Origin of the sequence: Yersinia sp. SCPM-O-B-9106 (C-191), from assembly GCF_026183365.1 — a bacterium.
In the GTDB taxonomy this organism is placed as follows: domain Bacteria; phylum Pseudomonadota; class Gammaproteobacteria; order Enterobacterales; family Enterobacteriaceae; genus Yersinia; species Yersinia rochesterensis.
In genome coordinates, this window is record NZ_CP110791.1 from 3,222,802 (window position 1) to 3,246,500 (window position 23,699).

Sequence of the window (23,699 nt, forward strand, 5' to 3'; positions counted from 1 at the left end):
AAATGTTCAGTCAAAAAAGAGGTAGGTAAAGACTGACAATACGCATGAAGATGCAAGAGCAATAAAACTGAAAAGTATTAATTATAGCCCAAAGAAAAAAACAGGGATGCGGGCATGAAATGAGGAAGAAAAAACAAACAGTTATAAACATAACCAGAAAGGAAATTGAAATACCTGCTGCCTGCCGACAATAACACAAACAGCGGGTCATCACCCATATATCCGCATACTTCAAGCCACATTTGCGTTGACCGCTTTCCTGTAACTCAAATTATTTAGGGTATAGTTTCAAAAACTAAATTCCATCCTGAAATTTTCGGGCTTTGGCGGTTTGTTGTTTTTCCAGTTCAAAAATAGCCCGTTGCAATCCTTTTTCTTGAATTGGGCTTAAGCGAGGGAATTTAAAACTCAAGCGCTGCACGGTGAGGGTTTCACCTTTGTTATTTACCACTTGTTTATCGATAGCCCGGATAAATTGCAAATCCAATTTAAAAATACCAAAGCCACATAAATCAACTGACACATCACGCAAAATGCCGCACCCTTGAACCGGGAACTCGCTACCTTTAGCGGCATAAACCCCCATTCCTCCCAAAGAAACATCCGCTAATGTGTAAGAGAATTTACTGCCGTCGGCGAATTTCCCTGCACAATAATAAGCAGGCCATTGAGGAATACTTACCCGGAAATATTCCCGACGTTGAATAAAGTAAAGGCTTTCAGGAATGAAAGTGCTGAAAGCGGGTAAAGATAAATACGTTATTTCTTTCAGTGGATTGCAGGTAAATTCAATTTTAGCACCGGTAGGCTCTGCAATAATTGTCAGTTGGCTAGCAGCCAGTGCTGCGATGTTCTCATGACTGACACTGCCAAAATCAAAAATAAATTGATCCGAGTCAGGAAGCACATCCAGAATGCGGCTAATGAATTGCCCACGGGCATGAGTGACCATCACTGCGGTATCGTTCTTCTTTAGATCACGAAGAATTGCACAGATTGCTAATTTATTGGTTTTTACAAAGTTCTCTTTAGACGTTTCGCTCACCTGCCATTCCCCATCTTTAATTTATTGCTCTGGCTAACTAGATTATGATTAAAAGCATATAAATATCAGACATTAGTATCGGCAGATTGCGGAAATACTTTAATGAGTATTTTATAAAACGTGAATCCCTGGTGTTGGTCTCACGCGGATTTGGCACACCGTTACAATCCCAATAGACCATAACGGTGTTTAGTCATGGCTAGTTCAGCGTCCAATAGGATTTATTAGCTTCAATTAAATCATCTAAAATCAGCTTCGCCACATTGGCACTTGGAATAGTTTTAGACAATGTCAGTGCTTGCCACAATTTTTGGTAGGACTTTTCAATCCAAGCATCTACCACTAATTTTTCTACTGCATGTTGTTGATATAACAGGCCACGCTGGAAAGTCGGAATATCGCCAATAGCTAATGGCTCAACCCCTTCCGCACCTACCAGACAAGGTACCTCAACCATCGCATCATGATCAAAATTACTGATGACACCTTTATTAGGCACAATCAATAACATGCGGCGCTTGGTATTAAATGCAATAGCCTGTGCTAAATCAACGATATAAGACGCATGTTCATCAATTTTAAGTTGAGTATTTTCCGCACTGCCTTCAGCAATAATTTTACGGCATTCATCAAACACAAACTTTTCTCGGCCTTCCATCACTTCATTTGCGCGGGAATAGTCTGGTGAGGTATGTGCTACCATATCGTCGCCGTACAGATAATATTGCAAATAGGTGTTTGGGAAGCTGCCAGGGTCTAATGCAAAACTATCGCGAGCTTTAGCAAAAGTTTCATTCCAACTTATTTCTTCTTTACCCTCGCCTTGCTCATCAGCATAACCATATTGGCGTACGTGTTCAGCCAATTTTGGCATTAAATCTTCGCCGGTAGCTTTATCACGCACAGAACTCCACCAGCCAAAATGATTGAGCCCGTAATAACGAGTTTCTAAATCTTCCGCGGAAGAATAATGCAATATTTTAGCCATTGCCTCTTCAATACTGATAGGCATATCACAAATATGATAAATACGGGCAGTAGGACGTAAGCGACGAGTGGCCTCGGCAACAATAGCGGCCGGATTAGAGTAATTAAGCATCCAGGCATTCGGGGAATATTCTGTCATATAATCAAGAATTTCCAGCACTCCACTAATAGAGCGCATACCATAGGCAATTCCCCCCGCACCACAGGTTTCTTGCCCAACACAGCCGTATTTCATTGGGATTTTTTCGTCTTTTTCACGCATCGGAAGTTTGCCCTGCCGAATATGTGCCATCACGAAATCAACCCCGCTAAAAGCAGCTTGAGGATCGGTGGTGTAGGAGAACTTTATTCCGTTGGATTGTTCACGCAAAATAATCTCACAAGCTTTGGCGATAACTTCTTGGCGAGGGCCATCATCGTCATACAGTTTTATTTCCGAAATAGGGAAACGGTGTAAATTATCCAACAGCATAAGAATAATGCCATGGGTATAGGTTGAACCACCACCAGCAATCAAAATGGATGATTTTTTCATCTAAAAACTCCTTAATTCATCAACTCTGCAAATTGTTCGTAAATATGCGTCACATTGTTGCCAACAATTACCTGTACATCATTACCATTTTTATAAACCTCAATCGCGGAATAGGCTTTGAATGCTGTACTTGGTTGAACACGACTCATGTCTTTTACAACTAATCTTAAACGGGTAAAGCAGTGGGTATAGCTGGCAATATTGTCTTTCCCACCTGCAGCTTCTAAATAAGCACTGGCGCGCTGTTGGAACTCATCACCCTGACTTTCGCCTTTCTGCTTGTAATCTTGTTTTGAATAAAGCTTGAGATCACTGTCTTCACGGCCCAATGTTTTGAAATTAAATTTGAGAATCAAAACACGGAATATCAGGAAGTAGACGCCACTGAAAATAACACCAACAATAATTTGAGTTATCATGACATTGGCATGGTGACTGAACATCGGTATCCAGTTTTGTGTCGCCCACTCGAGTATTCCAGAACCAAAGTTCCCCACGACACCTAAGCTATACATCACGACGGTCATGGTGGCTGAAAGCATGGCATGCACCACAAATAGCGCCGGAGCAATAAACAGGAAGGTAAAGTCCAGCGGTTCAGTAATACCAATAAACATGCTGGTAATTGTTGCCGGAATTAGCAAGCCCGCAACTTTGGCTTTATTTTCCGGCTTTGCCGTGCTGTATATCGCCAACGCCATTCCTAAACCACCAAATACCGCACCATTACCCTGCATAGCAAAACCACCTGCTGGGAACAGCTGTTTTAAAGGTTCAGTAGATTGGCTGAATTCTTGTAAATGCGTGAGCCAATACAGGGTAGTACCACCGGGCACAGCAACATCTGTATATTGGAAAGGGCTATAAACAAAGTGATGAAGACCAGTAGGCAGTAAAATCTTTTCCAGGAAGATATAACACCAGATACCAAAGTTACCGGCATGCAAAATAAAACCTTGCAATGAAATCATGCCTAACTGCACTTTTGGCCACAGCATTAATGTTATAAAAGCCAGCGGTAACATAACAATAAAACCAAGAATATTAACGAAAGCTGCGCCTTGGAAAATACTGATATAGTCAGGTAATTTGGTTGAGTAATAACGGTTATGAATCCAGGTAACCAAACTGCCACACAAAATTGCGCCAATCACACTGGTATCCAGTGTTTTAATACCGCCAATCATCGCCAGACCACTGGTGCCACCTGTTTCTTGTGCAAAATTAACGCCCCAATGTGCGCCCCAAACTTCACACATTGCCCCGAGAAAAGCATTGAAGGTCAGATAGGTAATTAAAGAAACCAAACAGGCTGACGCTGGCGCTTTATTTGCCAATTTAATAGGTAAGCCAACAGCGAATAACAATCCCATATTGTTAAATACAGTCCAGCCACCGGATTCAATGATTTTTAATAATTGGAAAAATAAACCATCTGGACTGGCAAAGGTTGGATTTTGCAGCACCAAAGATAGCCCGACTATCATCCCAGCAAAAGGAAAGAGTAGCACCGCACCGAGCATTGCCCCGCCAAACCGATTAAACGAACTTAACATGACAGCTTCCCTCTTGAGTGTGAACAGTCATCACTCTATGGAATAGGCAGGTTATGATTTGGCGATTGATAAAAATATGTGACCAAGATTGCATTAAATCGTTAGTCGCACTTGTATATTATTTTCTTAAAAGTTAGACGTTTTAATTTTTTTTCATACCGATTGAGTTTTACTCATTAATTATTAGTATGTTATGAAAATACTTGTGATGAACATCTCCATCCAAATAGGTATAAAAATGGTATATAAAAATCTAGTTACCAATATTCGAAAGTTAATAAATCATCAAGATGTTTCTGTGGGTGATTGCTTACCCTCTGAAATTAAGTTAGCTGAACGTTTTGCTGTATCACGAATGACTGTCAGAAAAGCATTGGATGTTTTAATTCAGGATGGTTTATTAGAGCGCCAGCAGGGTCGAGGCACTTTTATTATCGGGAAAGATCTTAAACACGACAATAATCATCTGAACAGTTTTACTGAACATATGAAAATGCTTGGCAAGACACCTCACACAGAAGTGTCTGAATTCAAAATCATTAGGGCTCCACAGGCTATCGCCAGTCAGTTAAATATCCAACAAGATGACAAAACCTATTATATCAAGAGATTACGCTATGCGGATAAACAGATTATTCAAATAGAAGAAAGTTATCTACCTGTCATTCTGATGCCGGATTTAACCTACCATCATCTTGAATCGTCAAAATATGACTTTATTGAAAAACAGGCTAATTATCAGATTGAGGGTTGCCGACAAACATTCTTACCCATTGTTGCCAGCCAGGAGTTCGCTCTACAACTCCATTGCGACCCACGAACCCTATTAATGCAATTATTGGCCGTGTCTAATACTACTGATGGGGTGATTGTAGATTTTTCGGTGATTACCTTTAATCCGGCTGATTATAAAATCAGTTATTATCTCAAGCGCCATACGTTAGATTAAATATGAAGTAAGTGCACTAACCCATAGATTGGTAGATTAATGCACTCAGTGTTATATTGACTTAATGATATTGCTTATCATCCTACCCCGGCAATAAGCTCCCCAGACCAATAAACAAACCGGCAATAGTGGCACTCATCAAGTTAGATAATGTAGCCGCTAATAATGCACGGAATCCTAAGCGAGCAATTTCAGAGGCTCTTTCAGGAGCAACGGCGCTAAATGCCCCCACGACCACAGCAATCGAGCCAAAGTTGGCAAAACCACACAGAGCAAAAGAAATAACAGCAATAGTTTTTACATCTAACGTCCCGATAGTTTCTTTCAGATAAGGAGAGAAACTCAGATAGGCGACAAACTCATTAATTGCTAATTTTTGGCCAATAAAACCGCCAGCCAAAGAAGCATGTTCCCACGACACCCCCATAATATAAGCCAGAGGCGAGAACACATAACCAAGCATACTTTCAAGACTAAGGTGCTCAAAACCAAATAAGCCACCGATACCGCCAATAATACCATTAATTAATGCTATCAACGCGACAAAGGCCATCACCACAGTAGCCACCCCAACTGCAATTTTCAGCCCCAGCATCGCACCATTAGCGGCGGCCTCTATAATACTGGCTGGGCGTTTATCACTGAAAGTCATTTCATTAAATTCTACTTTTGACTCTTCAGTCGCAGGGCTGATAATCCGAGCAAACAGTATCCCCCCAGGGATAGCCATCAATGATGCCGCCAATAAATATTCAATTGGAACACCGAGGCCAGCATATCCAACCAACATAGAACCCGCGATGGATGCCATGCCGCTACAAATCACGGTAAACAACTCATTGCTGTTCATCTTATTAATAAAGGGTTTTACCACGGCAGGAATTTCATTCTGCCCCAGGAAAATAGTCGTTACCGCGGCAAATGATTCAACTTTGCTGATACCCAGTAATTTTTGAAAAATAGAACCGAGAATGTTGATCAACCAGCCCATAATCCCCAAGTAATAAAGGATGGAAATTAATGATGTTATAAAAATAATGGCGGGTAACACATGGAAAGCGAAAACAAAACCTGCGCCATCAAATAACTCATTCATTTTTGGGCTAACCAAACCACCAAAAATAAATGCGCTACCGGCGTCACTATAAGAAATAACTCTATTAACTGTATTAGCGATAGAGGAAATAAACCACTTCCCGGCAGGGACATAGAGCATCACTGCACCTAACGTTATTTGTAGTAATAATGCCGCTCCCACCGTCCTTAATCTTATTTTTCTTTTATTTACCGAGAAAATATAGGCGATAAGTAATAATATGCACATCCCTGCCAAACTACGCAATAAATCCATAAATCCCCCGAAGTATCTATATAGATAGGCCCATGCTCGAAAAGGTGCCCCTCGGACAACAAATGTGTCAGGGCACCTCAACGATATGAGCTATTATTTAGCAACTGTAATAAGGACACTATTTAAGGCGTATTACCTTTCTATACATTAAATAACATTCTGATATGAACAGGCGATTTGGGCTGCCAACTTCGCATTATTAAATACCAGCTGAATATTGGCGTTTAAACTGTCACCACCGGTTAGTTCAGCTACTCTGGCTAATAGGAATGGTGTACTTTCCTTACCGATAACGCCCTGCTCTTCTGATTCTTTAACTGCCTGCTCAATAGCAGCATTAATCATACTTTCTGATAGCGCATATTGTTCAGGAATTGGATTAGCAACAACCATTCCCCCGCGTAGCCCCATTCCCCACTTGGCATTCATTGCTGCAGCAATTTGTTCCGCTGTGTTTAAAGTAATACTGACCTCAAATGGACTGGTACGGCAAAAGAATGCAGGTAGTGAGCGAGTTTGATAACCAATAACCGGAACGCCATTGGTTTCCAGATATTCAGTGGTTAAACCTAAGTCTAAAATAGATTTAGCCCCTGCACAGACCACGGTTACATTTGTTTTCGCCAGTTCTTGTAAGTCTGCTGAAATATCAAATGTCGTTGCCGCGCCCCGGTGTACACCGCCGATACCTCCAGTTGCAAAGACTTTAATATTGGCCATTTCCGCAATAATCATGGTGGAAGCCACTGTTGTTGCACCATGTTGCCCATTAGCCACCACAAAAGGTAAATCACGGCGGCTGACTTTCATGATGCTATGACCTTCCTTCCCCAACAATTCTATTTCATCACGGGATAAACCCGCTTTCATTCGGCCATTTATTACAGCAATTGTGGCAGGGATTGCGCCATTTTCACGAATTTTCTGTTCAACAAGTAAAGCCGTTTCAACATTTTGTGGGTAAGGCATCCCATGAGAAATAATAGTGGATTCCAATGCCACGACGGCTTTATTTTGCGCCAAGGCCTGCGCAACTTCTGGTGAAATATCTAAATAAGATTGTGCCACTTCATTATTTTTCATGGTTGTAATTCCAATAGTTTTTTGACACTGCCATTCGACAGATTGGGGTTATTGGTCAGTTCAGAGGAAAGCGTTAATGCTGAACACCCTTGAGCAAAACGAATACTTTCAGCAAACTCCATATCATCGAGCCAGCAACTTGCTAACCCTGACATCATGGCATCTCCGGCACCGGTCACATTAACAATGTTGATATTCAGTGGCAGTGACCAGCCGGTCTGCCCATCAATTTCGCTGAAATAAACGCCATCTTTACCCATACTCAGTGCCAACCGTTGGACACCTTGTTGATGGAACCAATTCGCTACGGCTGGAATATCATCGCGGCTATCAATCTTCATACCACTCAATATTTCTGCTTCAAGGCGGTTAGGTTTCAATGTATGAATATGAGATAGCCAGTTCTTAATTCTGGGAGCTTTGAATGCGGATACCGTATCGACAAAGACCGGTACATTACCGGCATTGGTAAATATCCATGAGAGCGATTCTTCTGTTAAATTACAGTCAATAACGAGAATTCCAGCATGCTGAATTAATTCTTTGGTGGTAGCCAATAATGATGGCGTTAATTTTTCTAAAATACGCATATCATTAATCGCCACCAACATTTCTCCACTATTATCCAGTAGCGAAACATAAGTTGAGGTATTTTCTCCATGAAGGCTGTGGCAATTGCTGACATTAACACCGGCTCGTTTGGCCTCATCAACCAATGTAGCACCGTAAAAGTCATCACCCACCACTGAAATTAAATGACACTCTTTTCCTAATAAAGCGATATTTTCGGCAATGTTTCGACCAACCCCACCCGGAGTACATTTTATTTTTCCCGGATTAGAGTCTTCATAAATAAGTTTGCTGGCAGCATAGCCACAAACATCCATATTGACAGATCCAATCACCACCACGTAGCTGTGCTCAGATAATATATATCCCTTCCCTTTGATATAGCCCTTTTGCATCAGATTCATAATGTGACCGGCAACACCCGAGCGACTTATGCCTATAATATCGGCAATTTCTTGCTGGGGGATCAACGGATCTCGTCTCAGAAGCTGCAATATTTGTTTTTCTCGGCTGGTCATAATGGACACTTGTTTGTTTTTAAACATGTGTCTGTTTTATTATTTTGTTCGGATAGAGTAAAGCATATTTTATTAATCTGTTTCAAAGTTGGGAGAATGATCGTAAGCACGTTTTCAAGCGGTTACAGCCACTTTTTTGTGAAGTAACTCAAGTTATTCCTATTATTAAATTAAATTTAAACAGTAATAATCTTATATGCAGAATATCCACCTAAAAATAAAGATAGATAATCAACAAGATAAGTATTAATCAACAAATAACCAAACAAATGTTTGGTTGTCTATTTTTCAGGAAAGAATGTTATGAATAGCTATAACTGTGTTTCATCGAATAATGATCTATTTCACAATATAGAGGGTTTATTATCTCAGATTTTCTGCAGTGGAAAGTGGCAGGATAAAAATAAAGCGACATCGGCAGGTGCCAAATGTCGCTTTAAAGTGATTAAATATACCGGATATCTTAGATACGGATTAAATCATCGCCGTAACCAATCCACTTATAAGTTGTCAGTGCATCTAATCCCATTGGGCCACGGGCATGAAGTTTTTGCGTGCTGACTGCCACTTCTGCGCCCAAACCGAACTGGCCGCCATCAGTGAAACGCGTACTGGCATTGACATAAACAGCAGAAGAATCAACCGCACGAACAAAATGTTCGGCGCTACTCAATGAGCGGGTCAAAATAGCATCAGAATGGCTGGTGCCATGTTCACGGATATGGTCGATGGCAGCATCGATATCAGCCACAATATCCACATTGAGATCCAGAGATAGCCATTCATCGTCATAATCAGCGGCTTTCACAGGCACAACCTTGGCTTTACCTTCCGCCAGATACGGCATAGCTTGCGAGCTGGCATGCAGTGTCACACCCAAAGCATGCATTCTGGCACTTAACACCGGCAGGAAGCGCTCGGCGATTGCCTGATGAACCAACAAGGTTTCCAATGAGTTACACGCACTTGGGCGCTGAATTTTAGCATTTTCAATGACCAGCAGTGCTTTTTCAAAATCGGCACTTTCATCGACAAAGGTATGGCAAACACCAATGCCTCCGGTAATAACCGGAATAGTGGATTGCTCACGGCACAGTTTATGTAAGCCCGCGCCCCCGCGTGGAATCAACATGTCGATATAGTTATCCATACGCAGCAATTGAGTGACCAACTCGCGATCCGGGCTTTCGATCGCCTGTACAGCTGCGGGCGGTAAGCCACATTGCTCCAGCGCTTGCTGAATAACTTTCACTGTCGCCTGATTCGTATGGTGTGTCTCTTTACCGCCACGCAAAATAACCGCGTTGCCGGTCTTCAAACATAAGCTAGCCACATCAATTGTAACATTGGGGCGAGCTTCATAAATGACACCTATGACACCCAGAGGTACGCGGCGGCGCTCCAGTTTCAAGCCACTGTCGAGCAAACTGCCGTCAATAACCCGGCCTACAGGGTCATTCAGCCGGCATACCTGGCGCACATCATTTGCAATGGCGGCTAAACGCGTGGGGTTGAGCAACAACCTATCCAACAGCGCCTCACTCATGCCACTGTCACGTGCAGCTGCCATATCTTGTTCATTAGCCTGTAAAATGGCCTGACTTTCAGACTCAAGCAGATTGGCTATCACGACCAAAGCCTGATTTTTCTTTGCCGTACTCAGCATCGCCAATTGCCAGGAGGCCTGTTTAGCGGCTTTCCCCATCTGTTCCAGCATGCTCATACTTGCTCCTTAGCTGACAATCATATCGTCACGATGAACAGCCACCGGGCCGTATTCATACCCGAGAATTTCACTGATTTGTTGCGAATGATGCCCTGCTAACATACGCAAAGCATCACTGTTGTAGCGCGACACACCATGAGCCAAATCGCGCCCACTAAGATTGCGGATACGAATAACTTCGCCGCGCGAGAAATTCCCCAGCACACTGCGAATACCTTTTGGCAGTAGCGAACTGCCCCGTTCAATAATAGCAGTAACAGCACCATCATCGACGGTGATTTCACCCGCTGGCGGTGCGCCAAAAATCCAGCGTTTACGATTTTCCAGTGGTGTTTCCAGCGCGTGGAATCGGGTGCCAACCGGCGTCCCCTCAATCACATCAGCAATGACACCCACCTGACTGCCCGCAGCAATCACAACATCAATACCGGCACGACACGCCACATCCGCCGCCTGTAATTTTGTTGCCATGCCGCCCGTGCCCAAGCCAGAGACGCTATCGCCCGCCACCCCGCGCAAAGCATCATCGATACCATGCACTTCGCGGATTAATTCAGCTGCTGGATTATTACGCGGATCGGCGGTGTACAACCCGGCCTGATCAGTCAGTAACAGTAGCTTGTCAGCACCGGCCAGAATCGCGGCCAGTGCCGAGAGATTATCATTATCGCCCACTTTGATTTCAGCGGTAGCCACGGCATCGTTTTCATTGATTACCGGCACAATACGGTTATCCAGCAAAGCATTCATGGTGTCACGGGCGTTTAAGAAACGCTCGCGATCTTCTAAATCAGCACGGGTCAGCAACATCTGGCCGATATGGATACCGTAGATTGAGAACAACTGTTCCCAGAGTTGGATAAGCCGACTTTGCCCGACCGCGGCTAATAATTGCTTCGAGGCAATAGTGGCGGGTAATTCCGGATAACCCAAGTGTTCACGTCCGGCCGCAATGGCTCCAGAAGTAACAATAACAATACGATGACCTTTTGCGTGTTGCTGGGCGCATTGGCGCACCAATTCAACAATATGGGCACGGTTGAGACGACGGGAGCCGCCGGTCAGAACACTCGTCCCCAATTTCACAACCAAAGTCTGGCTGCCACTCATAATTTTTCTGCCGTTGGGATGAAGAATAAAAGAAAGGGTATAGGAGTCTTTTTAACAGGCGGGAGCCGTTATGCCAAGTACTTTGCGTATCAGCTTCTTAATTGGCATTGCAGGTTGGATATACGCCTGCAATGCCCGTTAAACAAGTCTATTTTTACGCCAACAACTTAACCGGCTGTTCGCTGAAATCTTGCGCTGGCTCCAATCTCATTTCAATGGAAGTCAGCATCTCGGCGAGGCGTTTATGGAAACCACGCAGCGTGGTCTCCAGTTTCTCTTGTACTTCAGGATCTTTAATCTTTTCCGCTTTCCAGTTGCCATCTTTATTAAACAGACCAAACTGGTAAACATAGGTAAAATGATCAGCCGCCGGTTCCAGTTCTATCCACCATCCCCAGAACTCACGCTTCTCTGGAGCAAGCTTCACATTGACGCACACAGCTAAGCAATCAAAGAAAAATCGGTCATTCTGGCACTGCCCTTCACGCAGGTATGGCCCTAAAGCGGCAAAACGTTTCATAAGCTTACTTTTAGGATGAGCACTGGTTGACGTCATTCTTAAATCTCCTTATGTAGGCCCACCTTTTTAGCAAACTGTTAAAAATTAGCAACTCATTAACGCATTTTATCTTCTAACCACTGACTGGTTTGCAATAATGCACGATGGAAATTGTCATATAGTGGTGTTGATGATATGGGTAATAATTTGCCATCAGCGGAAGAAGAACAAATCAGTTTAGCTTCCTCTTTCGGACTGAAAGGGTCATTTTCCCAAAAGCCTGCCAACATTGGTGTTTGACAGCGTCGCCCCAATAACCCCTGCGTTTTCAAAGAATAGCGGTTCATTTCTGCTCTGAGTATTTCATCCGCAGCATCTGCCATTCCCAAGCGGCTAGCCATCACATCCATATACATGTCGGGCATTTTGCGCTGACTATCGGCATTACACAGAAGATGGTGCACAATCGGGCCGAGGCACGCCACAGCACGCACACGTTGCGGTTCTAAATACCCCAAACGAACCGCCACATTGGCACCAAAACGGAAACCAAAAACACTGACGCGCTGGTGATCAATCCAAGGAACTTTTGGCAATGCTTGCAACACTTGCTGATGCAGGAAACTGGTGTCTTGAGTAAGTTTCCACTTTGACGAAGCCCCGACGGATGGCATGTCGATGGTCAACATCGCAATCCCTTTGGGAGCCAGATAGTCGCGGAACAGGCGATAATAATCACTTTGCAATGTATCCAGCCCGCCGCACATCAGTACCGTCGGGAATGGTGCGCTGCCGATGGTCGGCAGATGCAGGAACCCATTAAGAGTCCCGCCATCTGAAATATCAAAACTAAGCTCTTTCAAAGTGTAAGGCAGATGCTTGGCGGCGGCTTCATAAGCGCGGTTAGACAGCACCTCGACTTGCTCGGCCAACTCATCACCTTTCAAATGTGGATAACCGGCGATGCTGTATAAATTAGCCGCATTTAGCCAATACTGGCCGGCATTCATTGGATCCGCTTCATCCATGGCTTTTTGCTGCCACTGCATCCCCTGATGGGCCCATTCATAAATCCAATTACCGTTACGATAACCCACCACGGTATCCAGCAAGTCATTATCGCTGTGTTCCGCTTTCGAGCAGGCAATCCGTGATAATACCTCTTCGATTTCCAGAGGATCAACACCACGCCAAGTCCAGATAAGGCGGTTAATCATGCGGTACCAATGATGGGTAGTATCGCCATCCAGTGCCGAGTGAACCGTCACCGCATTATTGCAGTGAGCATGCCGCACTAAAGTAGAGGTTTCAGGATGCTTGAATTTTGGTTTGAACAGAATTTCAGAAAGGTTGGCTTGTGCCATAGTAACAATAGCCTCCATAAGCCGTGATTCAGGCCCGTTAAGGGCTGGTCAGATGGGGTCAGTGTACTCATACTGCGCGGAAAATGAAACGCCCGGTAGGCACCGGGCATTTAAATTACACTAAATTATTTGCCGCTCAAAGGCGCGACGAAAGTTACCGCCATATCCCACGGCTGCTCAATCCAGGTACCTTGAGGAATATCAATCACATAGTCATCGACTAGTGGACGACCCGCTGGCTTGGCAAAGATGGTCACAAAATGTGCTTTAGGATACATTTCACGGATAGCTTTCGCCGTACCGCCAGTATCAACCAAGTCATCAATCACGATAAAGCCTTCACCGTCGCCTTCTGCGCGCTTCAAAACTTTAAGCTCACCTTGGTTATCATGGTGATAGCTGGCGATGCAAACGGTATCGACATAACGAATACCCAGCTCGCGCGCCAGAATACCCGCCGGCACTAACCCACCACGGCTAACCGCGATGATACCTTTCCATTGTTCAGCAGGCAGTAAACGCTGTGCCAATTTGCGGGCATGAATTTGCAACATATCCCAAGTAACGACGTATTTTTCGCTCATAAAGTGTAATCCCAGCCAGTATAGAAGTGGCTTGCCATGATTCAGAAAGGGGAAAAAAGGTTGCGCGAGATTATAGAGAGCCAGCCGAATAAAAACCAGCAATTATCCGGCTAATTAGTAAAAATTGCGGGTATCAAACTGGTATAAAAAGCAAAAGTCACTGTCAAAAATGCCATCAAATGGCGTATGGTCGAATGCTTCAAGATAAGCTGTAAAGTCGAAGACCCCCGCCATAATCAGAAACATTGATGACCACAGTGCTTTGTTGTTTAACAACACCAATTTTAACAAAAATCTAAATTTTAAAATGAAAGAACTGCGGTAATAATTTAATGATACTTTTACAGAAGACTCAATAAGACCACATAACATCTCATCATAAAATCTTAATACATAACAATTAGTTAAGTTTTATTGGCAGCTCACGAATCAGCCTTAGACACACAAATCTACTCATCATCAGATATACGCAACAAAATGGTGGGAAAAGAATGATGGGGAAGTCGCCCACACCACATATGTGCCGCCACTCAAATAAATAACACTAAACTAATTATCACGTTTCGCTTGTAATTCTAGAGTATAAATACGAAAATAACTGAAATATGTGGGATTGTTATAACACAAAAATCTGGGTTGTTGAGTCAAAATATGACGCCCCTTAAGCTAAATGGAAATTGTGTAGAAACGCCCGCAATTAGCCACTAAGATAAGAGCGCAATATCAGTGCGTTGGCAGCTGTAAGCCAAGGGCGGTAGCGTGGATAATTGCGTTAGAGGTAGAGTACAAATAGACCAGAACATCCCTCTAAGTATATTTATCCATTAAGACATTGGTTTTTTAGTTGTTCTTCTTTTATGATTTATTCCTATTCAATAATTACTATTTGTAAATCATATCATGTTAATAAAACAAGTTGTTTCTCATTAATAAAAGAAGAGTTGAGCTTTACTAAAAAATACAATAATTAGATAATTAATATACAGATAAATATTAACACTTTTAGTCCGTAATAGGAAAAAGATAAATAATCGATTAAAATAAAACCATTGAATCTCTGAACTGCATCAAGGGGGAAATTGGATTTAAAATAATCAAACTCCAAACTCTTCATGGCATTTTATTAAATAATCACCCTGCAAGAACATTGTTAGTATTCAAAATACCAAAATTAACCATTATAAATTATAATTGTTAATTTTGGTTTTAGTCATTGTTATAGTAAATATTTCAACTAAGACATGTCAATTAAACTTAAATTTTAAGAATATATAATTTGGATTAACCATGAAAACAATAATTACATTTGGAACATTTGATGTTTTCCATGTAGGTCATATAAATATATTGGAACGTGCGGCATCTTATGGAGATAAACTTATTGTTGGTGTTTCATCAGATGAGTTAAACTTTAGCAAAAAGAAAAGATATCCTATTTATTGCCAAAATGATCGAGTAAAAATTATTAGCTCATTACGATTTGTTGATGAAGTATTCATTGAGGAATCTCTAGAGCTAAAACTAGATTACATCAAGCAATATAATGCAGCAATTTTAGTCATGGGCGATGATTGGGTCGGGCGTTTTGACTGGGTGAAAGAAGCCTGTGACGTCATTTACTTACCAAGAACACCATCAATATCTACCACTGAAATTATCGAAGTTGTAAGGTCAATGCCCAAATGATAAGTAAAAAAAAAGCCGCTAGAATTATAAAAAAAGTAATTAGTGCTATAAGTAGAATCATACCTAAAAACAATAAAAAAATAATATTTAAGAGTCGACCAGATATCTCAGGGAATGCTAAAGCACTAAGTGAATTTATAAGTAAAAATCACAATGATTACAAAATAATTTGGCTCGTCGAAAGCGACTGTAAAGCTAATGATCTCAATATTAATATAATTAAAACAGGCACGTTTAAGTCTCTCTACCATTATTTTACTAGTAAATACATTATTACAACCCATAATGAAATGATTGGAACTAAAGCAGCTTCACAGATATATATTAGTTTATGGCATGGAATGCCTCTGAAAAAAATATGCTATCTAGGTGAGTTTGATAACGTAGGTATGGAAGACTACTCTGCAAATAGAATAGCTACATCCGAGATCATGCGTTCTATAATTTCAGCCTGTTTCAGAGAGAAAGCAAATAATGTATATATAACAGGGCAACCTAGAAATGATTTTTTATTTCAAAGTCGACCGATAGATGTTACAGATAAAAAATCCAGAATTAATAAAAAGAAAATAATATATGCTCCAACCTTTCGAGAGAATCAAACAGCATTGCAGTACTCGGATGGCAGTGCAATTAAAGAAAATAACTTTTTACGTGTCACTGACTTTAACATAGAAGCTCTGGATACTTTCCTTGATGAAAATAATGCAGAACTTTTTATTAAACTTCATCCTTTCGAAGAAAAAACATTTATTTCAACTGAATTGACCAATAATATAACAATAATAAAGACAGAGACCTTACATGAAATAAATCTAGATATCAATCACTTGCTAAACAAGATGGATATTTTAGTTACGGATTATTCCTCTATCTATTTCGATTATATGCTGCTCGATCGGCCTATTTGTTTTCTTGTCCCCGACATTGATGCATATGGGAACTCAAGAGGTGGTTTTACACTTGAACCCGTTAAATTTTGGATGCCAGGAGCTCACACCTTCAGTCAGTATTCCTTGCAAGATGAATTGAAAAAATTGCTCGATGGACAAGATGATTATCAGGAGCAGCGTAATATGGTTAACAATGTAATTAATTTTTATAAGGATGAAAATAGCAGTGAGCGAGTTTTCCAAAAATTCTTCATCTCCAATAAATAAAAAGATAGCAATCAAGATTTTATTAGGAGATATTTCATCCAGAGGAGGAATAGAGAGGGTATCTGTTTCTTTAGCTAATGCACTTTCAGATAATTATGATGTTGAAATAATTAGTTTATATAAAACAAACTCCGAATTATATTTTCAACCATCGAAAAAGGTTAACATTCATATTCTGAAAAATGAATATGAAGAAAGCATGTATAATAGGAAAAAAAAACTTATTGAAGGCATGTTATTTGATTTAAGATATATAAATAAAAAAAAGAAGTCGCTAGAAAAATCAATTGGACACAATGACATTGTCATATCATGTGATACAAAAATGTCACTATTAGCAAAATTATCCGGTAGCAAACACATCATTGCTATTGAACATTTTGAATATGACGTTATCAATCCAATTTTAAAATATATTCGAAAAATTATTTATAAAAAAATATCAGCAGTTGTTACTTTAACTAATGAAGATGCAAAGAAATACTCTTGGCTTCCCTCGCATAAACATAAAATAATTCCAAACATTGTTGAAATACCAGAAAAAAAATCATTAAAGAAAGAAAATAATGTGTTAGCTATAGGGCGTTTTGTCGAGCAAAAAGGGTTCGACCTCTTGCTTTCAGCCTGGTCTAAAATATCAACTGAAGGCTGGTCTTTGATAATAGTTGGGGATGGGCCAGATAAACCTCTACTTGAAAAATTCATTAACGATAATAAATTAAGTAACGTAGTGCTAGCCCCATTCACTGATAATATAGGAAAGCATTACGAACAAGCTAAGGTATTCGTTTTATCATCACGCTATGAAGGCTTGGGCATGGTCCTTATTGAAGCCCTTTCATACGGTCTACCTTGTATAAGTTTTAATTGTCCAGCAGGACCGAAGTCAATACTTAGCAAAGATAATGGAATTTTAGTTAAAGCGGAAAGCAGTGAGGAATTATCAATAGCAATTAAAAAGCTTATGGATGATGAAAGCTTAAGAGAACTATACTCCGCCAAAGCAGTACCCAGTATCAAAGAGTATACTAAAGAGCAGGTATTAAAGCTCTGGGTTGAAATCATTGAGCAGGATGTTAAATGAATACTTACGATTTTATTTTTATTACTAATGTTCCTGCATTCTATAAAGTGAATCTTTTTAATAGACTGGCTAAGCATTGTCGAATCAAAGTGATTTTTATCGCAAAAAAATCAAAAATGCGAAATGATGATTTCTACAATTATAATCATGAGTTTAATAGTGAGTATATAAATACTGGTGATTTTGAAAATCGTGATAAATTAAAAACACTTATCAAAATATATAAAACAATAAGAAATGATGAGTTCACGAAACTTGTTTACCCAGGCTGGGAAATAAAAGAATTATTATTTTTATCTTTTCTAGTGAGAAGGGATAAAAATTCTGTTGTTATTGAAAGTAGTATAAATGAAACAAAAACAGATGGTTATGCATGGTTATTAAAAAAGTTTTTCTTAAAAAGAATGAGTTCAGCCTACCCTTCTGGAGTTTTACAAAAAAAAATACTAGAAAAAATAGAGTTTAAAGGAAAAATAACATTTACTCATGGTGTAGGTATTCCTAATTATATAAGGAGTCCTTTTAAATATTCTTATAAGAAAAAAGATGACTCAACATTAACCTATCTGTATGTTGGAAGATTATCTGAAGAGAAAAACTTGTCATTTCTAGTAGATATATTTAATGAAAGACCCGAAAAGTTGATTATTGCCGGCGATGGACCAGAAGCAAATAACCTAAAAAGAAAATCTAAGAGTAATATTAGTTTTTTAGGTTATATAAACAATACAGATCTAAATCAGATTTATAAATCAGCTGATGTTTTTGTTCTTCCATCTAAGTCGGAACCATGGGGACTAGTAATTGAGGAAGCGCTTACTTTTGGTTTACCTATCATAGTAAGTAATAAAGTGGGGTGTAAGGACGATTTGGTAACTAGCGAAAACGGACTGGTTTTTGATATCGATAATAATAATTCATTTGAAAATTGCTTAGACGAGATGAATAAAAATTATAAAAAATACTTTGAACATGTAAATGCTTCAGATATGTATTTGATATACGAAAAACAAGTTGAATCCTATTTGATATCGCTAAAATAAAAATGAAATCTAAAACATTAACAGATTTTTTTAATTATGCTCTTGGTGATGTATTCGTTAAGGGCTTCTTATTTATTTCCCTACCGCTACTTTCTCGTTTACTTGACCCGATACAATATGGATATCTCTCCCTAATTAATACAGCAACAATAATTTTATATGTGTTTATTAGTTTGAACTTGCAAAATGCAATAACTAATAGATTCATGATAACGAGTGAACATTTTGATAGCTATTTATTAAGTATTCTTTGTTTTATTATCCCATTTCAGATCATATTGATAATACTAGAACCTTTATATAGAGCCCCCGTCAGCTCCTTTCTTGGCATAAATGAGAAAGACTTTATATCTGTATTATCAATATGTGTAATGCTTTCATATATATATATATACACATGTTATCTACAAGCATCGAGACAAAGTAAACGTTATGTCATTTTTAATATAGTCGCTAAAATTAGCGAAATGATACTAATTTTTGCTTTTGCATATTTTTTAACATCAAATCAATATATGTCAAAAATCTATGCTCAGATGATTGTCAATATAATCCTTATTACATACGTTTCAATGATATTATGGAAGCTAAGTCGTGGTAAGTTCAATTTTCTCTATCTAAAAGAAGCACTAATATTTTCGTTACCCTTAATTGTACATGTTCTTTCAAATTCACTTTTATCGCAAGCCGATAGACTTATTATCAATAAAATAATGGGCACTTATTCAGCCGGTATCTACTCTTTTGCATATAATTTAGGTATGTGTGTTATTGTTGTTATTATGGCATGGAATTCATCATGGCAACCCAAGCTTTATAAATTAATCAATATTAGAGATGATGAGGCAATAAAAAAAGCAACATATGCAAGTACAGTATTGATATTCTTAATCTGTGCCCTCAGCATGTTGTTTTCTAAAGAAATGGTGGTATTTCTCGCTAGTGATAAATATTATGATAGCATTCCAATATTACCATTAATAATTATTGGGAATTCATTAATTCATATCTATTTGGTTTATGTTAATTTTATTTTTTATAAAAAGAAAACAGTTATTATTTCTTGTGCTACGTTGGGAGCATTAGGGATTAATATCATCTTAAATTATTACTTAATTCCAAAATTCGGTATTGCCGGTTCTGCTTGGGCTACCGTTGTAGCTTACTTTTTCTTAGCTGCACTCCACTATACAACAGCTACTTATATTACTAGAAATAATATCATTCCATTTAAATATCTTATTTTCTATAGCGTTGGGTTATTATTAGTTTATCCCGTAACATTATATTTAAATGAGATGGACTTAATTTCGGGACTAGTCTTAAAACTCATAATCTTTCTAATGGTCATAGTGTTTGTAGCCAAATCTAAAATTTTAAAATCACTAAGTGAGTAATATGATAATTTATGGTTTGTTTTCCGTACTAACATTACTCATTGCTAATATTGATATTGCTTTTTCTAAAAATAAATTAATTGTTAAATATGTTTTATTCTTACTAATTATTTTAGTGATTGGATTACGTTATGAACTCGGGGTAGATTGGCTTTTTTACCGAGACTCTTTTAACGGTAATAGTACAAATACTTTAACAATAGAACCGGGATACCAACTGCTGTCCTCATTTATAAGTTATTTGGGTTTTGGATTTTGGTCTTTTGTATGCATGATAAGCATATTTATATTATTTATCCTTTATCGGTTCTTTAAAAAATACTCACCTTTTCCACTTTTTTGTTTAAGTATTTATTTTATTTCATCTTTTGGTTTTAATATTGAAGCCTTAAGGCAAATCATTGCTGTTGCTATTTTCTATATTGCACTTGGTTACTATTTAAAGGGTAAGAAGAAACATTATATAGCTTTATGTTTACTCGCTTCATCTTTCCATATATCAGCGATAATATTGATAATATTACCATTTATAGATAATGCAATATTTAAGCGACTAATGAAAATTAGTGTGCTGTTTGGTGTAGTAATGTCCGTGGTTGGATTATATCCAATAGAAATTATTTTAGAAGCATTAACATTATTCTCTTATAATCCCTATCTTGAAAAAATTCATCTTTACACTTTAAATGCAGGTGTTGGAAATATATTTACATATAATTTACTCGTCAAGATCATTATTATTTCTTTTTATTTTATCAAGAAAAAGTACATTTACTTTGAATTTACCAATAAAAAAATACCGTTAAATTTTGTATCCAGTTTAGAAACAATTATATTAACAATGCTAATTATTGATGTTTATTTTGGTAAGTATGGTACTATCACCTCCAGAGTTGATGAATATTTCGCCCCAATATTTATAATATTAGTTAGTTATTTAATAATGATAAATAAAAGTATAGTTAATAAAGTAGCCTTCTCAATTTTATTTTCTTGCTATATACTAATCGCTTTTATTAGATTCACCTCAAATGAATATTTCCAAAATCAGTATGTACCCTATAGAAATTCTCTCTATTCTAAAATAATAGGTGAAAATGCGTCATTGGCTCGAGAGCAAGCTGTAAAATTACATTGGATTGAAAGGAAGAAATGATGCTATTAGTCAATGCCAGTAACTTATATATTGGAGGGGGACTCCAAGTTGGTATTTCAGTTATTGAAGAATTTACTGCACTAAAAGTTAATTTTATTGCTGCGGTATCACCAGTGGTTTTTGAACAATTATCCAGCCAAGCACAAAAATCATGCGAAGTGATTGAATCAACACCATCAGGTATATTCAACTTCTCAGCAAGAAAAAGATTAGATGAGCTGGTAAAACAATATCAAATAACAGATGTATTTACTATATTCGGCCCAAGTTACTGGAAACCTAAGGTTAAAAATCATTTAGTCGGTTTTGCTCAAGCTTGGTTAATTTATAATACATCTGTTATTTTTAACAAGCTTTTATTAAAAGAAAAAATAAAAATTATAATTCTTAGTTTTATTCAACCTTTTTATTTTAAGAATAACTCAACTAAACTTGTTACTGAAACAGATGATGTTAGGCTAAAAATTGGAAAGCGTCTTAAAATTAATCCTCAAAATGTGTTTACAGTTTCAAACACAATTTCATCTGTATTTTACGAACCGAAAAAATTTGATCGCCAAGTTCTAAATAGACTTCCTATTAAAAATGATGATATTTGGCTACTCACAATCTCACATGATTATCCGCATAAAAATTTAGCTATTATTGCTGATCTTGTAGAAAAGCTTCCTTCTAGATTTAAATTTATTTTAACAGTCAGTGACGAATTTAAGAAAAATATTCCAACAAAATATCAAGATCGGCTTATCACATTGGGTAAAGTAAGTAGTGCACAGTGCCCTCCTCTATACGAAGTATGTGATGCATTATTCCTGCCTACACTATTAGAATGTTTTAGTGCCTCCTATGTAGAAGCGATGTACATGGGAAAACCTATTTTCACTTCAAATCGAGCATTTGCAAAAACGGTATGTGGAGATTCGGCTTATTACTTTGATCCGCTAAAAGCCGATGATATTGCCAATACTATTATTACAGCCTATGAAAATCCATTAGTTATAAATAAAAAATGTTTGGATGGAAAAGAACTCGTAAGTAGGTTTCCATCCGCAAGAGAACGAGCTGAAAAATATTTGAGTATTTTATATGCTAAATGATATTAAAGAAAAAAGTATTGTTTTACTTGTTGATGACTATATTCCTGATAGTACAAAAGTCGCAGCAAAAATGATGCATGAACTTGCTTGTGAATTAGTTCAACGAGGATATAAAGTAACAGTAATAACACCATCTAGTCATTTAAAAAGTAATTATCATAGTGATTATATCGATAATGTTGAGGTTGTAAGATTCAAACTTGGCCCAATAAAAAATTGCTCACTTATCAAACGAGCTATAAATGAATCACTTCTTCCATTTAAAGCATGGTTATACACAAATAGACATCTGAAAAATAAAAACTTTGACTTAATTATCAGCTATTCACCATCTATCTTCTGGGGATGGTTTGCTATAAAACTTAAAAAGAGATTTCAGTGCTCTTTGTATTTAATTTTGCGTGATTTCTTTCCTCAGTGGATCATAGATAACGGAATTATAAAAGCCAATAATCCTATCACTAAATATTTCAGATTTATAGAAAGATTAAATTATAGCTCCGCAGATGTTATCGGAATTCAGTCTATTGCTAATATTAAGTATTTCAAAGAGTGCTTTAGTGACCGTTACAAAACTCGCCTGCTATTTAATTGGGTTAGCCCTAATTTAGAGAAAAATAATATAGACTTCAAAAAACACTTAGGTCTGGAGAATAAAGTTTTATTTTTCTATGGGGGAAATATTGGCAAAGCACAGGACATGAAAAACTTAGTGAGACTTGCCAAACGCCTTCAGCATAAATCGGAAGCACATTTTGTTTTTCTGGGACAAGGAGATGAAGTCACACTTATTAAGGATATGGTAATTCAAGATAAAATAAATAACGTCACTATATTGCCATCGGTATCACAACAAGAATTCAAAGCTATTTTGCACGAAGTCGATGTAGGTCTATTCTCTCTTTGTCGTAATCATAAAAGTCATAACTTTCCTGGGAAAATACTAGGCTATATGGCTAATAGTATACCTATCTTAGGAAGTGTAAACAAAGGAAACGATCTGCAAGAAATAATACAAGAATACAATGCAGGCTTCGTTACTATTAATGGTGAAGACGATATTCTTTATCACAATGCACTGACTCTTCTTGAAAATGCTTTATTAAGAAAACAGTTAGGAATTAATTCAAACCGTCTATTACATGCAAAATTCACAGTTGCTGCTGCTGCTGATGAAATTATCAATAATCAAGGTTAAA

20 protein-coding genes are annotated in these 23,699 nt (G+C 38.3%); 9 read left to right on the forward strand and 11 right to left on the reverse strand.

Annotated elements, in window-relative coordinates; translation table 11 throughout:
* Positions 1-295: 295 nt before the first annotated feature.
* The 3 genes from OP863_RS14675 to OP863_RS14685 all read right to left on the reverse strand — a co-directional run bounded on the left by OP863_RS14675 (position 296) and on the right by OP863_RS14685 (position 4,123).
* Complete coding sequence (locus OP863_RS14675) at positions 296-1,045, reverse strand: flagellar brake protein (protein WP_145510265.1); 750 nt, start codon at positions 1,043-1,045, stop codon at positions 296-298.
* Between the two features lie 199 nt (positions 1,046-1,244).
* Positions 1,245-2,567 (reverse strand): 6-phospho-alpha-glucosidase, encoded by a 1,323-nt coding sequence (locus OP863_RS14680; RefSeq protein ID WP_265525461.1) that lies wholly within the window; start codon positions 2,565-2,567, stop codon positions 1,245-1,247.
* Positions 2,568-2,578: 11 nt separating this feature from the next.
* Positions 2,579-4,123, reverse strand: coding sequence for an alpha-glucoside-specific PTS transporter subunit IIBC (locus tag OP863_RS14685; RefSeq protein ID WP_038631418.1), 1,545 nt, complete (start codon positions 4,121-4,123; stop codon positions 2,579-2,581).
* 238 nt (positions 4,124-4,361) lie between these two features.
* Here OP863_RS14685 and OP863_RS14690 point away from each other — a divergent pair, with 238 nt between their 5' ends.
* Positions 4,362-5,072 (forward strand): GntR family transcriptional regulator, encoded by a 711-nt coding sequence (locus OP863_RS14690; RefSeq protein WP_145587506.1) that lies wholly within the window; start codon positions 4,362-4,364, stop codon positions 5,070-5,072.
* A gap of 82 nt (positions 5,073-5,154) precedes the next feature.
* Here OP863_RS14690 and OP863_RS14695 read toward each other — a convergent pair whose 3' ends face one another.
* The 8 genes from OP863_RS14695 to gpt all read right to left on the reverse strand — a co-directional run bounded on the left by OP863_RS14695 (position 5,155) and on the right by gpt (position 13,877).
* Positions 5,155-6,423 (reverse strand): NupC/NupG family nucleoside CNT transporter, encoded by a 1,269-nt coding sequence (locus tag OP863_RS14695; protein WP_038631416.1) that lies wholly within the window; start codon positions 6,421-6,423, stop codon positions 5,155-5,157.
* 147 nt (positions 6,424-6,570) lie between these two features.
* Complete coding sequence (locus OP863_RS14700) at positions 6,571-7,506, reverse strand: pseudouridine-5'-phosphate glycosidase (RefSeq protein WP_050291396.1); 936 nt, start codon at positions 7,504-7,506, stop codon at positions 6,571-6,573.
* Complete coding sequence (locus OP863_RS14705; protein WP_038631412.1) at positions 7,503-8,621, reverse strand: PfkB family carbohydrate kinase; 1,119 nt, start codon at positions 8,619-8,621, stop codon at positions 7,503-7,505. The genes OP863_RS14700 and OP863_RS14705 overlap by 4 nt, the downstream gene beginning before the upstream one ends.
* A gap of 436 nt (positions 8,622-9,057) precedes the next feature.
* Complete coding sequence (gene proA / locus OP863_RS14710) at positions 9,058-10,311, reverse strand: glutamate-5-semialdehyde dehydrogenase (RefSeq protein ID WP_186368390.1); 1,254 nt, start codon at positions 10,309-10,311, stop codon at positions 9,058-9,060.
* 15 nt (positions 10,312-10,326) lie between these two features.
* Entirely contained in the window at positions 10,327-11,430 is a 1,104-nt protein-coding gene (proB, locus tag OP863_RS14715) for a glutamate 5-kinase (protein WP_038631410.1), read from the reverse strand.
* Between the two features lie 154 nt (positions 11,431-11,584).
* Positions 11,585-11,986, reverse strand: coding sequence for a sigma factor-binding protein Crl (crl, locus tag OP863_RS14720; protein WP_038631408.1), 402 nt, complete (start codon positions 11,984-11,986; stop codon positions 11,585-11,587).
* Positions 11,987-12,045: 59 nt separating this feature from the next.
* A complete protein-coding gene (gene frsA, locus OP863_RS14725; RefSeq protein ID WP_145510232.1) occupies positions 12,046-13,293 on the reverse strand; it encodes an esterase FrsA in 1,248 nt (415 codons plus the stop codon).
* Between the two features lie 125 nt (positions 13,294-13,418).
* Positions 13,419-13,877 carry a xanthine phosphoribosyltransferase gene (gene gpt / locus OP863_RS14730; protein WP_038631403.1) on the reverse strand — a complete coding sequence of 153 codons (459 nt, stop codon included), beginning with the start codon at positions 13,875-13,877 and terminating at the stop codon, positions 13,419-13,421.
* 1,287 nt (positions 13,878-15,164) lie between these two features.
* On the opposite strand from gpt, the gene OP863_RS14735 reads away from it, so the two are divergent.
* From OP863_RS14735 to OP863_RS14770, 8 genes are read left to right on the forward strand one after another with little or no spacing between them, the layout of a single operon-like run.
* Positions 15,165-15,563, forward strand: a complete 399-nt coding sequence (locus tag OP863_RS14735) for an adenylyltransferase/cytidyltransferase family protein (protein ID WP_038631400.1) — start codon at positions 15,165-15,167, stop codon at positions 15,561-15,563.
* The gene (locus tag OP863_RS14740) at positions 15,560-16,723 is read left to right on the forward strand and encodes a CDP-glycerol glycerophosphotransferase family protein (RefSeq protein WP_265525462.1); all 1,164 of its coding nucleotides are present in this window, start codon (positions 15,560-15,562) and stop codon (positions 16,721-16,723) included. The genes OP863_RS14735 and OP863_RS14740 overlap by 4 nt, the downstream gene beginning before the upstream one ends.
* Positions 16,683-17,807 carry a glycosyltransferase family 4 protein gene (locus OP863_RS14745; RefSeq protein WP_265525463.1) on the forward strand — a complete coding sequence of 375 codons (1,125 nt, stop codon included), beginning with the start codon at positions 16,683-16,685 and terminating at the stop codon, positions 17,805-17,807. Before OP863_RS14740 ends, OP863_RS14745 begins: the two co-directional genes overlap by 41 nt.
* Entirely contained in the window at positions 17,804-18,850 is a 1,047-nt protein-coding gene (locus tag OP863_RS14750; protein ID WP_038631396.1) for a glycosyltransferase family 4 protein, read from the forward strand. Before OP863_RS14745 ends, OP863_RS14750 begins: the two co-directional genes overlap by 4 nt.
* A 2-nt stretch (positions 18,851-18,852) precedes the next feature.
* Positions 18,853-20,247 carry an oligosaccharide flippase family protein gene (locus OP863_RS14755; RefSeq protein WP_038631394.1) on the forward strand — a complete coding sequence of 465 codons (1,395 nt, stop codon included), beginning with the start codon at positions 18,853-18,855 and terminating at the stop codon, positions 20,245-20,247.
* Between the two features lies 1 nt (position 20,248).
* On the forward strand, positions 20,249-21,403 hold the full coding sequence (locus tag OP863_RS14760; protein WP_265525464.1) for an EpsG family protein: 1,155 nt from the start codon (positions 20,249-20,251) through the stop codon (positions 21,401-21,403).
* Positions 21,400-22,500 carry a glycosyltransferase gene (locus tag OP863_RS14765; protein ID WP_265525465.1) on the forward strand — a complete coding sequence of 367 codons (1,101 nt, stop codon included), beginning with the start codon at positions 21,400-21,402 and terminating at the stop codon, positions 22,498-22,500. Before OP863_RS14760 ends, OP863_RS14765 begins: the two co-directional genes overlap by 4 nt.
* Positions 22,490-23,698, forward strand: coding sequence for a glycosyltransferase family 4 protein (locus OP863_RS14770; protein ID WP_265525466.1), 1,209 nt, complete (start codon positions 22,490-22,492; stop codon positions 23,696-23,698). Before OP863_RS14765 ends, OP863_RS14770 begins: the two co-directional genes overlap by 11 nt.
* The last annotated feature ends 1 nt before the right edge of the window (position 23,699 follow it).